Source organism: Aerococcus urinae (genome assembly GCF_001543175.1).
GTDB lineage: Bacteria > Bacillota > Bacilli > Lactobacillales > Aerococcaceae > Aerococcus > Aerococcus urinae.
The window spans coordinates 1,004,673-1,020,118 of the sequence record NZ_CP014161.1; the positions used below are offsets into that span (position 1 = coordinate 1,004,673).

The 15,446-nt window shown below is 39.5% G+C and carries 15 protein-coding genes; 2 read left to right on the forward strand and 13 right to left on the reverse strand.

Going from position 1 to position 15,446, the window contains the following annotated elements:
• Window positions 1-2: 2 nt before the first annotated feature.
• The 8 genes from AWM73_RS04665 to AWM73_RS04700 form a co-directional block, all read right to left on the reverse strand.
• A complete protein-coding gene (locus AWM73_RS04665) occupies window positions 3-992 on the reverse strand; it encodes a PhoH family protein (RefSeq protein WP_111818056.1) in 990 nt (329 codons plus the stop codon).
• A gap of 154 nt (window positions 993-1,146) precedes the next feature.
• Complete coding sequence (locus AWM73_RS04670; protein WP_013668809.1) at window positions 1,147-1,590, reverse strand: GatB/YqeY domain-containing protein; 444 nt, start codon at window positions 1,588-1,590, stop codon at window positions 1,147-1,149.
• A 36-nt stretch (window positions 1,591-1,626) separates the two neighbouring features.
• Window positions 1,627-1,800, reverse strand: coding sequence for a 30S ribosomal protein S21 (rpsU, locus tag AWM73_RS04675; RefSeq protein WP_060778297.1), 174 nt, complete (start codon window positions 1,798-1,800; stop codon window positions 1,627-1,629).
• A gap of 157 nt (window positions 1,801-1,957) precedes the next feature.
• Window positions 1,958-2,890 (reverse strand): nucleoside hydrolase, encoded by a 933-nt coding sequence (locus tag AWM73_RS04680; RefSeq protein WP_060778298.1) that lies wholly within the window; start codon window positions 2,888-2,890, stop codon window positions 1,958-1,960.
• 18 nt (window positions 2,891-2,908) lie between these two features.
• A complete protein-coding gene (locus AWM73_RS04685) occupies window positions 2,909-3,865 on the reverse strand; it encodes an ABC transporter permease (RefSeq protein WP_060778299.1) in 957 nt (318 codons plus the stop codon).
• Between the two features lie 3 nt (window positions 3,866-3,868).
• Entirely contained in the window at window positions 3,869-4,936 is a 1,068-nt protein-coding gene (locus AWM73_RS04690; RefSeq protein ID WP_230080670.1) for an ABC transporter permease, read from the reverse strand.
• Window positions 4,929-6,476 (reverse strand): ABC transporter ATP-binding protein, encoded by a 1,548-nt coding sequence (locus tag AWM73_RS04695; protein WP_060778300.1) that lies wholly within the window; start codon window positions 6,474-6,476, stop codon window positions 4,929-4,931. Before AWM73_RS04695 ends, AWM73_RS04690 begins: the two co-directional genes overlap by 8 nt.
• 13 nt (window positions 6,477-6,489) lie before the next feature.
• Window positions 6,490-7,548, reverse strand: coding sequence for a BMP family lipoprotein (locus tag AWM73_RS04700; protein ID WP_060778301.1), 1,059 nt, complete (start codon window positions 7,546-7,548; stop codon window positions 6,490-6,492).
• Between the two features lie 266 nt (window positions 7,549-7,814).
• On the opposite strand from AWM73_RS04700, the gene AWM73_RS04705 reads away from it, so the two are divergent.
• Window positions 7,815-8,762: a 2-keto-3-deoxygluconate permease gene (locus tag AWM73_RS04705; RefSeq protein ID WP_060778302.1), complete on the forward strand. Its 948-nt coding sequence runs from the start codon at window positions 7,815-7,817 to the stop codon at window positions 8,760-8,762.
• Between the two features lie 124 nt (window positions 8,763-8,886).
• Here the strand turns inward: AWM73_RS04705 and AWM73_RS04710 are convergent, their stop codons facing one another.
• On the reverse strand, window positions 8,887-9,324 hold the full coding sequence (locus AWM73_RS04710; RefSeq protein ID WP_060778303.1) for a Fur family transcriptional regulator: 438 nt from the start codon (window positions 9,322-9,324) through the stop codon (window positions 8,887-8,889).
• A gap of 99 nt (window positions 9,325-9,423) precedes the next feature.
• On the opposite strand from AWM73_RS04710, the gene AWM73_RS04715 reads away from it, so the two are divergent.
• Window positions 9,424-10,251, forward strand: a complete 828-nt coding sequence (locus AWM73_RS04715; RefSeq protein ID WP_060778304.1) for a pyruvate, water dikinase regulatory protein — start codon at window positions 9,424-9,426, stop codon at window positions 10,249-10,251.
• Window positions 10,252-10,396: 145 nt separating this feature from the next.
• Here AWM73_RS04715 and AWM73_RS04720 read toward each other — a convergent pair whose 3' ends face one another.
• The 4 genes from AWM73_RS04720 to hisS form a co-directional block, all read right to left on the reverse strand.
• Window positions 10,397-11,011 (reverse strand): RDD family protein, encoded by a 615-nt coding sequence (locus AWM73_RS04720; protein ID WP_060778305.1) that lies wholly within the window; start codon window positions 11,009-11,011, stop codon window positions 10,397-10,399.
• A gap of 1 nt (window position 11,012) precedes the next feature.
• A complete protein-coding gene (gene sppA / locus AWM73_RS04725; RefSeq protein ID WP_060778306.1) occupies window positions 11,013-12,038 on the reverse strand; it encodes a signal peptide peptidase SppA in 1,026 nt (341 codons plus the stop codon).
• 75 nt (window positions 12,039-12,113) lie between these two features.
• A complete protein-coding gene (aspS, locus tag AWM73_RS04730; protein WP_060778307.1) occupies window positions 12,114-13,883 on the reverse strand; it encodes an aspartate--tRNA ligase in 1,770 nt (589 codons plus the stop codon).
• On the reverse strand, window positions 13,883-15,181 hold the full coding sequence (gene hisS, locus AWM73_RS04735; protein WP_060778308.1) for a histidine--tRNA ligase: 1,299 nt from the start codon (window positions 15,179-15,181) through the stop codon (window positions 13,883-13,885). Before hisS ends, aspS begins: the two co-directional genes overlap by 1 nt.
• Between the last annotated feature and the right edge of the window lie 265 nt (window positions 15,182-15,446).

Genomic DNA, 15,446 nt, shown 5'->3' on the forward strand with positions numbered 1-15,446 from the left:
GCCTATTCACCTCCATGTTTTCTTTGCTCAGCTTCTTTATCATAGGCTTTAATAATTGCTGAAACCACTGGATGTCTGACGACATCATCGGTATCAAAATAAACAAAGCGGATGTTATCAACACCCTTGATAATGTTTTCGGCATCAGTCAGTCCTGACTTTATACCCCTGGGGAGATCGATTTGCGTTTTATCGCCGTTGACAATCATTTTTGACCCGAAACCTAAGCGAGTCAAGAACATTTTCATTTGCGCCTTGGTCGTGTTTTGTGCTTCGTCTAATATCACAAAAGCATCATCCAAGGTTCTACCGCGCATATAGGCTAAGGGTGCAATTTCAATGACCCCTCGCTCCAACAATCGTTCAGTATGGTCGGCACCATAGATAGTATATAGGGCATCATAGATAGGTCTAAGGTAAGGATCAACTTTTTCTTTTAAATCCCCTGGTAGAAAACCCAAACTCTCACCAGCTTCAACCGCAGGACGGGTGAGTATAATACGTTTGACCTCCCCCTTTTTTAAGGCAGAAACGGCCATAACTACTGCTAAAAAGGTTTTCCCCGTTCCGGCAGGTCCGATACCAAATGTCAGTGGGTTAGCCTTAATGGCATCAATATATTGTTTTTGCCCAAAAGTTTTAGGTTGGATAATCTTGCCATCATAGCTTTTCCCAATTGCCTGGTCATATAAGTCGATAAAAGTATCGAGTTGACCATTATTAGCCATTTTGATGGCTGTAATAATGTCACGTTCTCCAATCGTTTTGCCCTTATTGATCAATACTTCAAGAGATTGAATAATTTCTGCTACTGTTTCAATCGTATCGCTAGCGCCAATGAGTTCTAATTTATCACCACGGGCATTGATTTGTAAAGTATAGGATTCTTCGATCAAACGCAAATGCCGGTCATGGATTCCATATAAAGTTAGAGCTATCGCTGGATCCTTTAATTGAATAGTCTTAGTAGTCAGTGACTGTGTCAAAAGCAATCTGCCCCCTTTTAATTGATAAGATTAGTATAGCAAAAGGTGTTTAAAAAATCGAATAATGAAACAAAACTTTCACTTTCATTCAGTAGAAGAATCAAAGGCGCATTGACCATACAAAAAGGAGTTGGATCCACTTTCCAACTCCCCTATACTTCTATGATAGCAAGCTTTTTGCTATTTTTTGAATTTGATTACCATCCGCTTGACCTTTCAGTTTAGCTACGGCTGTTCCCATAACTTTTCCGAAGTCTTTCATTGAACTGGCACCTACTTGATCAATAACTTCCTTAACTGCTTGGGTAATTTCTTCTTCAGAAAGTTGTTTTGGTAGGTAGTTTTCAACGATTTCTATTTCTTTAGCGGTTTGGTCAGCTAAGTCATCTCTTCCAGCTTCATGAAATTCATTCACAGAATCTTTTCTTTGTTTCAATTCTCTAGATAAGATACTTAGTTCTTCATCATCCGTTAACGCTTCTTCTTTGTCAATTTCGGCTTTTTGTAAAGCGCCCTTTAACATGCGAATAACGGATAAACGGAATTTATCTTTAGCTTTCATGGCTTCTTTCATATCTTGATTTAATTGATCAATTTTTGCCATGAGGCGCCTCCAATCTGTCCTTTAGGTTATGCACGATTAGAATTTACGTTTACGAGCAGCTTCCGATTTTTTCTTCCGGCGAACTGATGGTTTTTCATAATATTCACGTTTGCGTGCTTCACGTAAGGTGCCGGATTTTGAAACCGAGCGTTTAAAGCGACGAAGAGCGTCATCAATAGATTCGTTTTTACGAACTACAGTCTTTGACATGGTATATACCTCCCCTCGTTTCATCCTTACCATTTCCTCCACTTTAGGAAATGTACAAAGTTGATTATAACGAATAATCGAAAGTCAGTCAATCTTAACTTTAATTAAACTAAGGGTCAAAAGCTAAGTTATTGGCATAAAGAATAAATTTTTTTAATTATTGCCAAGCTAAATTAAAAATTGTTTGGAAAAATTCCGCATGTTTAACATCATAAACCACATCGACTAAACGACCATTTTCGTCCTCATAAGTCTGCCCTTGATTAATCCCCTTGGTGGCAACCTTGGCCTTTAAAGCATGCTTCTTTGTCAATGAAGGATCAATATAGGAAATGGCTGTCAACACATCCCAAAGGTAATAAGTCGAATTTGACACTTGATGAACTAATGGCGGCACTAAAGCATAGCAGTTACCCAGAAAATCAATACCTAAATTTTTCCGTTCTTTAGCCCAAGCCTGACGTATCGGTATTGTTAGAGGCACCTTTTCGGTACTTTCTAAGGCAACGATATCAATAGGAAATTCTTCTTGAAATACCCGCTCGACTGCCTCTGGATCCCAAAAAGCATTCCATTCAGCTGAACCATCATGTTCAGGTTCGAGGACATTACCCTTTGCTTGAAAGGCGCCGCCCATCCAATATAATTTATTAATTTTAGCCGCGATACTTGAATCAGTATCTAGTGCTAGGGCTAAGTCAGACAAAGGACCTGTAAAGACAAGATCAATAGCTTGATCAGCGGATTTAAGAATATCAACCAGTTGCAGGTGGGCTGCTTGATCAACTATTAATTTTTGACTGATTTCATACTCATTTAAAACGGGTAAGGCATCTACAGTAAAAGCGTGTTCGCGCCATTCTTTTGGAAAAGGATTCTTAGGTCGAGCCACTGAGGGAGCGATCTTGATCTCTTTACCTGGCGCAAAACGATTTAAGATCTTCTCTGAAGCAGATATAGCAGGCTCTAAATAGCAATCACCCGGGACCACACCCACACCTAGGATTTCAATATCTTTAGCCTGACTTAATAAAAATAATGCTACTAAATCATCAACTGCACCGTCGTGATTAAAATATATTTGTCGCATTCATATCCTCCTTTTCATTTATTTACTCTTTACATAGGTTACTCCATTGGCTTTAGGACCAACTGATTTACCAATAAAGCAAACGACCGTCACTAAGGTAATTAAATAAGGTAATATTTGCAACCAAAGGTCTGGAATTCCTGATAGTCCCGGAATATAGTTACTTGCATAGCCTAGAGCTTGGGCAAGTCCAAAAAATACCGCTGAGAGAGTCGCGCCAATCGGATGCCAATGTCCAAAAATCATGGCTGCTAAAGCCATATAACCTTGACCAGAAATGGTCGTCACAGCAAACTCATTAGCAATCGCCTGAGATTGGATAGCACCACCTATACCTCCCAGAAAACCTGAAATCAAAACTCCAGCATACTTCATCGCGTAAACATTTATCCCTAAGCTTTCAGCGGTTAGAGGAGACTCCCCTACTGAACGTAAGCGTAGGCCAAAGCGTGTCTTAAATAAGACTAGCCAAGCGATAAGTGCGAGTAAAAAACTAAACCAGGCAACTGGAGGAGTATTCACAAAAAGAATCGGTCCGATTAGGGGGATTTTACTGAGTAATGTAAGCGTTCGATTAATAAAAGGAACAGCCAAAGGTCCGGTTTGTGCTGACCCTGTAAGCGCCCGGCATAAAAAGACCGTTAAGGCTGGAGCAGCCAGATTTAACACCGTTCCTGATATGGTGTGGTCAGCGCGCAAATGAATAGTCGCTACTGCATGGAGAGCAGAATAAATCAGGCCAAATAATCCGGCGATGATTAAAGAAATCCACGGGGACCAAGAGCCAAATTGAGGAGCTAGGAAGAAATTCGCTAAGGCACCAGAAAAAGCACCAATGACCATAATCCCCTCTAGACCAATGTTCACTATACCGGATCTCTCAGAAAAAGTGCCACCAATAGCTGTCAAGATTAAAGGGGCTGCGTATAACAAAGCATTAGAAACTAATAATTGTAGCATATCAATTAGTGACATTTTCTACTCCTTTCCCTTGGCTTGTTTAAGGGCTTGCAACTTATTTTTTGCCCAATCAACAATGTAGGCTGTCCCGACAAAAAAGATTATACATGCGATGACCACTTGGGCCATTTCATCAGGAACCCCTGCACTATTGGGCATAAAACGCGATCCCACATTTAGAATGCCAAAGAGTAAAGCGGATAGAAAAATGCCTAATGGATGATTCATTCCTAACAGAGCAACAGCAATACCATTAAACCCTTCACTAGGAAGTGTTCCTTGAATCGTTATCCCTTGAAAAGTTCCTAAGCCAGTAATCACACCACCAACCCCTGCACATAGGCCAGATAAAGTCATGGTTAAGATAATATTTTCTTTAATTGACATTCCGGAGTAACGACTAGCTTCCGGATTTAGGCCAATCGACCGGGTCTCAAACCCTTTTATCGTTTTATTTATATATAAGTGATATAAAGCCATAAAAACAAAAGCAATAAATATTCCTAGATTTAACCGTGAGCCATTACTTAATTCACTGAGCCATTTTAAAGATAAACTAGCGTTTTCAGTCATTTCCGGCGTTTTCAATTGGCTTCCCAAAGGACCTCTGATAATCCAGTTAGTAAGATACAGGGCAATATAATTCAGCATAATGGTAGTAATCACTTCATTACTGCCACGCCAAGCTTTGAAAGCGCCTACTAAACTTCCCCAAAAACCTCCAGCTAAAGCCCCTACTAGAAAGCATAGTGGAACTAAGGCTATTCGTGGTAAATCGGGGTTGGCTAAGGCAAACCAAACGGAAGTAATCCACCCTAATAAGTACTGACCTGGAATACCAATGTTAAAAAAATTAGCCTTAGCAGCTAGAGCAAATGATAAACCAGTAAAAGTTAAAACGGTCGCTTCACGAAAGGCTTCTCCTAAGAAATAAGGGCCTGTGATTACTTTTCCGATCATCGCTTGGTAAGCAAGGATTGGATTGTAACCGAAGAACAGCATAATTAAGGCCCCAACAAAAAATCCTAGAACAATCGATAGCAAGGAAATAATTAAGGCATAGGACATCTTTTTACTATTATTCACCTTTTTCACCTACTTTTTCTAATTTGTCAATTGATTCTCCAGCCATCAATAAACCTAATTCGGTTTCATTAGTCTCCTGGCTGTCCACAATACCGGTAATTTGTCCTTGGTGAATAACAGCAATACGATCAGATAAAGACATCAACTCATCCAATTCTTGGCTGACTAAGAGAATAGCCTTCCCTTTACCTCTCTCTTCCAATAACCTTTCATGAACCTCTTCAACTGCGCCAATATCTAATCCTCGAGTAGGCTGAGCAGCAATCAAGACTTTGGGGTGGTTTTCAAGTTCACGGGCAATAACAATTTTCTGTTGGTTTCCTCCAGATAACTGACTAGCCTTTGCTGAAATATTAGGCACCGCAATATGGTATTTATTGACTAGGTCTTTAGCGTTATTTTCAATCACATCTGAGCACATTAATAAATTTTTACTAAAGGGTTTTTGATAGTAATTGCGTAAAATAAAGTTATCAGAAATCGGCATTGCTAAAATTAAGCCGCGCTTATGGCGGTCTTCAGGGATATGTCCAATCCCCTTTTCAGCGATCTGCCGTGTATTATCATGGGTAATTTCTTCTCCATCTAAATAAATATGTCCCAGAGTCGCTTCGCTTAATCCGGTTAAAACATCGATCAATTCACTTTGACCATTACCATCAATACCAGCGATTCCCAGTATTTCTCCCTCAGACAAGTTTAAATTGATTCCTCTTAAGATTGGTTGGTGATGCTTTTCCAGAACCAAATCTTTTATCCTTAAAACTTCATCACCTAGTTGAGGGGCTTCTTTATTTACATGAATTTTTACCTTACGACCTACCATCATATCAGCGAGTTCTTGTTCACTGACCTCGTCCACATCAACGGTGGCAATTTTTTTACCACGACGAATAATGGTGCAACGATCCGCTGCAGCCTTAATTTCACTTAACTTATGAGAAATAAGAATAATTGCTTTTCCTTTAGCCGCTAAATGCCGTAAAGTTTTTATCAATTCAGTGATTTCTTGCGGGGTTAAGACACCAGTCGGTTCATCTAATATCAGAATATCAACATCCCGGTAGAGTAATTTTAATATTTCTACTCTTTGTTGCATACCTACAGAGATGTCTTTAATTTTCGCTTTTGGATCAACTTTTAAATCATACTTCTCACTGAGCTCACTGACAATTTTTTCACTATCATCTTTCTTTAAAAAGCCATGCTGGGTGAGTTCAGCACCCAGCATAATATTTTCAGTCACAGTAAAATCATCAATAAGCATGAAGTGTTGGTGAACCATGCCGATTCCCTTTTCATAGGCAAGAGCTGGTGAGCTAATGGTCACCTGTTCTTGGTTGATAAGAATCTCACCACTAGTTGGGGTCAATAAACCTGTCAAAATATTCATCAAGGTTGATTTTCCTGCCCCATTTTCGCCCAATAAAGCATGAATTTCACCTTGCTTAACATTAAAGGAAATATGATCATTTGCAGTAAAATCGCCAAATTTTTTACTGATATCTTTAATTTCTAATGCTAAATTCTGTTCTGACACGATATTCATCCTTCTATTTTAAATCGGCAAGCTTTTCAGGTACGGAAATTTTATCGCTCTTGATGCCCTCACGCGCTTCATTAACAGCAGCCTTGGCTTCATCATCTAAGTTCGTATCCACTAAGTCAACTGCACCTTCTTTAACTCCATTAAATTGACTTTGTCCACCTGGGAAGTCACCTGTCATGGATTGATCAGTAACCTTTGCAATTGTCGTGCCGATGAGTTTTAAGGTAGAAGCAAGAGTAAAGTTTCCTTGAGACCATTCTCCTTCACTCGATTGATCACGATCACAACCAATAATCCAAAGGCCCTTTTCCCCATTTTCCAAGCGGTTACGGGTTTCAGTAAAGGCACCATTCCCGGTTTGTCCTGCGGCTGTAAAGATAATATCAATGCCGTTTTGATACATTGAAGAAGAAATTTGTTGACCACGGGCAGCATCACCAAAGGAATCCGCATATTGAACATCTACCTCAACTTCAGGCTTAGTATCCTTTACCCCTTGTTTAAAACCAGCTTCAAAGCGTTCAATACCTGGAATTTTCATGCCACCGATAAATCCAACTTTATCTTTCTTAGTCGATTTTGCAGCGGCGACACCAGCTAAATAAGCCGATTCGTTATCTTTAAAGGATAGGGAAACCACATTAGGCAGATCAACTTGTCCATCGACTAAACCATAGTGTTGGTCAGGATTGTTTTCTGCAATTTTTTGAATAGGTTCAACCATAAAAGATCCAATACCAAATACGATATTGTAATTATCAGCTGTTGCAGTCGATAAGTTAGGAATGAAATCTGCTTCTGAATGTGATTGATAAAATGAACGCGCATTTTCAGAAAAGCCATGATCCTTGGCCCATTTTTCCATCCCTTCCCAAGCTGACTGGTTGAAGGAGCGGTCATCTATCCCATTCCCATCAGTAACCATGGCAATACGATATTCATCACTAGCTGATTTGTCACTAGTAGAAGATCCACTGGCACCGGCATTTTGACCTTGACAACCAGCAAGCGCTAAACCTGCTAAAGCACCAACAACAAAAGTTTTAAGATTCTTTCCGAACATTTTGCACCTCTCTAATATAAAAAGTTCGTTTTAACTACAAGACAAGTATAACTCAGATTATAGCATAAAACAACATTTTTTACGGACGAATTCCTAAATATCTTTAATATAGTTCGCTTTTTACATAATATAAATATCAAGACCCGCTTTTATATTATCTAATTGTAAATTTCATTTTTATTATCTTGTAATTAAAAAAAATAGGCTTATAATTGACTTTAATGCGCAATTAAACCTATTTATCATTAGCTATAAGGAGTTATTCAATGTACGATTTTATGAAGAAAGTTCCTGGTGGCCTCTTACTGGTCCCTATGCTTATATCAGCCTTATTTTGCACTTTTGCACCTGGTATTTTTGAAATTGGCGGGGCTACCCAAGCGATCTTTACTGCCGATGGTTTAAATTACATTATCGGATTCGCTTGCCTTTGTTCGGGAGCTTCTATTGATCTCTCCCATTTAAGTGTGGTCTTAAGAAAAGAAGGCGTCCTTATCTTAGTGAAGGTCATTATTAATATCGTTTTAGGACTTTTGTTTATTCAATTCTTTGGCATGGATGGGATTTGGGGAATATCAGCCATTGCTTATATTGCTGCTATCGCCTCCACCAACCCCTCTTTATTCTTAGCCTTGGAAAGTGACTACGGGACTAAAGATGACATCAGCGCTTTTGGTTTAGTTGGCTTGTTATGTACCCCAGCTTATCCCATGTTAGTTTTTTCTATCTCTCAAACCACAGCCATTAATTGGACACCAATTATTTCAACCATCATCCCTGTCGTTGTTGGAGCGGTATTAGGCAATTTAGACCCTAAAATGCGGGATTATCTAGCACCAGGAGCAGCAATTACCCTCCCCTTCATGGGCTTTGCTTTTGGGGCTAACATTAATTTAATCGACGCCATCAAAGCGGGGCCACAAGGCGTGCTCTTAACCATCCTCTTCTATATTCCTATGGTTCTTATCATGGTCTTAGTTGAACGCTACCTTTTAAAAGAAGATGGGGTCACCTCCTTAGCGATGTCTTCAATTGCTGGGATGTCTGTTTCCGTTCCTGCTATTATTGGTGCAGTGATACCAAGCTATCAAGAATTTGTCGCCTCGGCTACTGCTCAAATTGCTTTTGGGGTAGTTATCAGCTCGATTATTACTCCAATTATTGCCCGCAAACTTTATCGTCCTAAAGAAACGGATCAAAATAAAGTGGCTTAGGGGTAGCAAAGACAAAGATAAGTAACAAGAATTGCTAAAATAAAAAAACTCAGTCCCTTATCAAATCCCTCCCTTTACTTGCAGAGAGAGTGATATGGAGACTGAGTTTTTGCATTTATTAGGATTACTTCTCGCTATTAGCTAAGCAGTCAGGACAGAGCCCAAAAAGTTGGAAACTATGACCATTAATTTCATAGCCAGGTAGTTGTTGGCTATAATAGGATAAATCGCCTAAACGAACAGGAACCGTTTTCCCACAGTGATTACATACGAAGTGATGGTGGTGACCTAAGATGGGATCACAATGCTGACGAAATACCATCTCCCCATCAATTTCGTTTTCCTCTAATAGGTCATAATCAGTAAATAAGCGCAAATTTCGGTAAATTGTATCAAAACTTATATTAGGATGGTCTTTTTTCATGGCTTGTTGGACATCCTTGGCTGATTTAAAATGATTAATATCTTGATCGAAAACCGCTAACATATCCGCCCGTCTTTGCGTATACTTATAACCTAAATCATTTAATTGGTTCATAGCATTTTTTACAAATTCAGACATAGAGACCCCTCCCAATTTAATTTATTATAGCATGCAAATGCTTTATGGCCATGTTATAATTTGTTTTAAAACATAATGGATGAAATAGGATGTGTAATAATGACTGAAGAAAAACAAATTAAAGATTTTTATTTACTATCTGATGCAGTCGGTCAATTAACAACTGATCTCTTAGATAGTGTAATGGTACAGTTTCCTGATGTTGAAATCAATATAAAGAGCTTTCCTTTCATTCTTCATGAGGACTCGCTACTCCCAGTTTTGGAAGCGGCTAAAGACAACAAGGCCCATGTAGTAGTAAGTTTTGTTAAGGAAGACCTTCATCAAACCGCTGCTCGCTTTTGTCAAGCTCATGGGCTTTTTTATTATAACGTCCTTCATCCCATTATTGAACTGATTGGTGAAGAATCTGGCACCCCTTCTACTCAAAAACCCGGCCAGCGGCACAAATTAAATGACCAATACTACAAACGTATTCAAGCCCTTGAATTTGCGGTTCAAAATGATGACGGGCGTTACCCTAACCGTTTTGAGGAAGCGGATATCGTTCTATTAGGTATTTCACGTACCAGTAAGACTCCCCTCAGTATCTATCTGGCCTTCCAAGGTTATAAAGTGGCAAATTTACCTTTAGTCCCGGAAGCACAATTACCTGAAGAAATTTTTAAAATTGAATCCAATAAAATTATCGGCCTCACCAATGATATTAATGTACTAAATAAATTTCGTCGTGAACGCATGCGAAGCTATGGGGTAGATGAATCAGGGCTTTATAGTGCCGATGACCGCATTGAAAAAGAATTAGCCTATGCCAATGAGGTTTATGAGCGCCTGCAATGTCCCATTATCAATGTTGCCGACCGTAGCATTGAAGAAACAGCTACCCTCATTCTTATGTTCATGAACTTCAAGCCCCAACAAAAATAAGGTGACAAGTTTTCTAGGAAATATACTTTGATAAGGATTGAAAAGAGGTTGCGACCGAAACATCGCAACCTCTTTTCGATACTCCCACAAGGGGTTAATTGGTAACACACTCGCCAATCATTCTGACTGGTATATTTCCTATCACTTACCCTTTGGAGGGACTGGGATAATTAATTAAGTCCATTTGGCTGAGCGAAAGCACCCGTGTGTCGGTAAAAAAGTCGATAAAGTTTTCGCGTTTAGGCGTGAAAACAATAACTAGGGCTAAAATTGGGAACTGGCGCAAAATGACTTTTCCTAAACCTTCACGTATCAGACAGGTTCCCAATGATAAGCGACTTTCATCAGCCTTAACAACCCTTAAGCGACAGAAAAATTTCCCTAAACTTTGTCCATTAAGGAGATAAGTCGACAAGGTAAAGTATAAAACCCAGATAAAATTAACCGCTAGGAAATTCACTAAATCGCCTTGTTCAAGTAAGTCTCTACTTAAAAATAGACTAGCAAGTGCTAAAAGGATACTTACTAAGGCTTTAATAAATAGATAATCTAAGCAATAGGCCAATAAACGTTGCCAAAAACCTCCATAAACCTGGCGGGGCAATTGGTCAACTGACTCAGAATAACTAGGAAAACAAGTGGTCTTATAGCCCTCTCCTGGAACCGATTTATTTTCTAAGCTACCTTGGTAAAGTTCATCATTTAAAGCAGAAATATCAATATTTTGCTTATCATCTGTTTTTTTCTTTTTACCAAACATCTTATTCACCTCCGTAGAGATAATATGGACGTGGAGCTTGGTCTGTTAATTCCTTAACCGCTTCAATTTCATTAGCTGGTGTATCTGCTTTCCATAACTTACTCAAAGGAATAGCTTGGCTAAAGCGACGAATTAAACTGCTAAATTGTTGTTGGTCTTCATCAGTACTTACTAAGTAAACCCGGCTACCCTCTAAATCGTGATCAGCCTTTAAGGCCGCTAAAGCATCTTGACGGTAACCAATGGCATCAATCAAGTGCTTATCCAAGGCTTGTTGGCCTGAATAAATGCGCCCGTCAGCTAATTTACGGACTTCATCTTCATTCATTCCCCGACCCTCGGCCACAATTTTTACAAAACGGTCATAGGATTCTTTTAAAATATTATTGATAATTTCCCTATCTTCATCACTAGGGTCTCTATACATCGATAATAGGTCCTTATGGTCTCCCGATTTAAAGACTTCAGGTTTAATACCATGTTCCTCTAGTAACTTACTGATATTAAAAGTGGAGAGAATGACACCAATTGACCCAGTAGTCGTTTCAGTATCAGCAAAGATCTTATCTGCAGCCATTGAAATCATATATCCCCCGCTAGCTGCCATGGACTTCATGCTGACGTAGATAGGAATTTGGCGACTTTCCTTCAAGTCCTTTAAAGCTCGGTAGAGCTCAACACTCTCGTAAACGGCTCCACCTGGGGAATCAACTTCTAGAAGTAAAGCTTTAACTTTATTATCTTCTTTTATTTTTTTAATAGCAGACAGGGTTCCTTGGTGATCATAACTTTGATTAGCTGAAAACAAAGAGTTTTGATCTCCCGTATCAGCGATAGTCCCATTGACCTGGAGGACGGCAATTTGAGAATTGCTATCGCCCTCTTCGATGGTTTTATCACTAGCAAAGAATTTATTTGAGATCGCATCATCCAAATCAGCTTCTTTTTCACGTACAGCTGCACTTTGGACACCAAAGAATAGAATTAGTGCTGCCACAATGACAACGATCCAGCTTTTTTTATTCATTTTCCTCACCTTTTCTCTCTGACTAAAAGTTACATTTATTTCTTACTTAATCAGGAATTTTCTTGCAATCAGGGATTAGTCAAGGTCAATTTTAGTCACTTCTAAATTAAGTTCATCCAATTGCTTGTCAGAAACAGGACTTGGAGCATCGGTGAGCACATCGACTGCGCGTCCGTTCTTAGGAAAGGCCATCACTTCACGGATATTGTCTTCTCCGGCTATGAGCATCACTAAGCGGTCTAAGCCAATCGCTAAACCACCATGAGGAGGGAAACCATAATCCAAAGCATCTAATAAGAAACCAAATTGTTGGTTAGCTTTTTCCTCTGAGAATCCTAAAGCTTTTAGCATAGCTAATTGAACTTCTTTTTGGTGAATACGGATCGAACCCCCACCAATTTCATAACCATTCAAGACAATATCATAGGCTTGGGAATAGACAGATTCAGGTTCGCTTTCTAAACGGTCAAGGTCTTCTTCGTTTGGCATAGTGAAGGGGTGGTGCATGGCAGTATAACGTTTTTCATCAGCATTGTATTCTAATAAAGGCCAGTCAACAACCCAGAGGAAATTAAATTGATTCTTATCCATCAAGTCTAATTCACGACCAAATTTTAAGCGGACTTCCCCTAATGAGGCATTAACTACCGAAGCTTGGTCTGCAGAGAAGACTAAAATGTCTCCCGCTTCAGCGTTCATCCGTTCCATTAAGGGTTGTGGGTTTTCTTTAAAGAATTTACCAATTGGTCCAGTTAGCCCATCTTCAGTTACTTTAATCCAAGCGATCCCTTTTGACCCAAATGGCTTAGTGTAAGGAGTCAAGCCATCAAGATCTTTTCTTGAGTATTGATCAGCAGCTCCTTTAATGTTAATTCCCTTAACAATTCCCCCATTTTCAATGGCCATATTGAAGACCTTAAAATCATATTGATCAACGATATCTGATAAATCAACCAATTCTAAGCCAAAGCGAGTATCAGGTTTATCAGAACCATAGCGGCTCATGGCTTCATCATAAGAAATCACTGGGAAATCTTCTGTCATGTCAAGGCCTTTAACTTGTTTCATGACTGCTTTTAACATGTTTTCGACGATATCCCGAATTTCTTCTTGGCTCAGGAAGCTGGTTTCTAAGTCGACCTGGGTAAATTCAGGTTGGCGGTCCCCACGGAGGTCCTCATCTCTAAAACAACGCACAATTTGATAATAGCGGTCAAAGCCACTTGCCATTAAAAGTTGTTTTAACAATTGTGGGGATTGAGGTAAGGCATAGAATTCACCTGGATGAACCCGGGAAGGAACTAAATAGTCACGCGCCCCTTCTGGAGTTGATTTTGATAAGTAAGGTGTTTCAATATCTAAAAAGCCATCTTGGTCTAAGAATGAACGAATGGCGTGGGTCACTTGAGACCGTAAACGGATATTATCTTGCATTCTTTGACGGCGTAAGTCGATATAGCGGTATTGCATCCGTTTATCTTCATTAACATCGATAGTATCTTCCACTGGGAATGGTGGTGTTTTAGCACGATTGAGAATGGTCAAATCACTGGCCATCACTTCAATATCCCCATTTTTTATTTTTGGGTTAATTTCCCCTTCTGCCCGAGCGACAACTTGACCTTGAACTTCAATAACGTATTCAGAACGTAGTTTTTCTGCCCGGTTAAAATGGTCACCTAGGTTAGCTTCATTAAATACTACTTGGACAAAGCCTTCGCGGTCACGCATATCAACAAAGATAACTCCACCTAAGTCACGACGACGTTGTACCCATCCTTTTAAGGTCACTTCTTGGCCGATCATTTCATTAGAAACGAGGCCACAATAATTTGTTCTTTTCATTAATCATTTCCTTCTTTCATTGCTTCTTTTACCTGGTCAAAGTGCTCAATCACATCATCAATAGCGAAATGATGCTCTTGACCAGAAGTCATATTCTTCACATTAATATTTTTTTCTGCTAGTTCGCTTTCGCCCAAGGTTAAGGTATAGGCGGCACCATGGCGGTCTGCATCACGGAATTGTTTCTTAGGCTTACGTTGGTTGAGGTCAAATTCAACATTTAAGCCTTGACGTCTTAAGGCTTGAACAATTTGTAAAGCTTCCCTCACAACGCTTTGCCCAATGGTGACCATATAGATATCGAGAGGATTTTCAACTGCTAAATCTGATTTTTGTGCTTCCAGTAATAAAATCAAGCGTTCCATCCCAATCGCAAAACCGAATCCCGGCACATCTTCCCGACCTTCGGAAAGTTCTTTCACTAGTCCGGAATATGAACCCCCACCACAAATGGTAGTTTCCGCACCAAAGACTTCACTATTAGTCATAATTTCAAAAATGGTATCTTGGTAATAGTCGAGACCGCGAACCATATTAGAGTCAATTTGATAAGGAATATTAAGGGCTGTTAATAAGCTTTGGACTTGTTCAAAACGCTCTTTAGAAGCTTCTGATAAATAATCAAGAATGTTGGGCGCATCTTTAACAATTTCCTTATCCTTGGGGTCCTTACTATCAAGCACGCGCAAAGGATTTTGATAAAGACGAGTCTTAGAATCTTCACTCAATTCCTCTTCAAAAGGTTTTAAGTAATTAATTAAGGCTTCACGGTAGTTTAAACGGGCTTCATTATCGCCTAAGGAATTAATCACTAATTTCAAGTCTTTAACTCCAAGAGTTTCAAGAATTTCCCAAGCTAGAGCAATGGTTTCCACATCACTAAGGGCGGTTTTCCCATCAAAAACCTCAACCCCTAGCTGATGAAATTGACGTTGCCGGCCACCTTGGGGACGCTCATAACGAAACATGGGACTAATGTAATAGACCTTATAAGGCTTAATGTATTCAGGGCCATACAGTTTATTTTCAATAAAGGCCCGCACAATGGGTGCTGTCCCTTCAGGTTTCAAAGCAATATGACGGTCACCTTTATCATAGAAATCATACATTTCCTTGGTGACGACGTCAGTTGTTTCTCCTACACCACGAGCAAAAAGATCATAAGATTCAAACATGGGCGTGCGAATTTCATTAAAGCGATATTTAGCCATAATATCTCGGGCTGTTTTTTCAATTGCTTGCCAAATTTCAACTTGACCCGGTAAAATATCCACAGTCCCTTTAGGTTTTTGAATCATATCCTGCCTCCTTTTAATATTTAGTGGTAATAAAAAACGCCCCTATTTCTATTCAGAAATAAGGACGATGACAATCGTGGTACCACCTTAGTTTAGTAGTCTTACTACCCTTGTCGACTAACGCGCGATAACGGAATAGCTTTGCACTATCCACCTCAGGGGTTGTCTAAAAGTGTACGAAGTGACTCCCAGCAAATATCACTCTCTCTAAACCACACTTATCAAATGCATTACTTGCTTCCCCGTCATAGGTATTCCTTAGTAA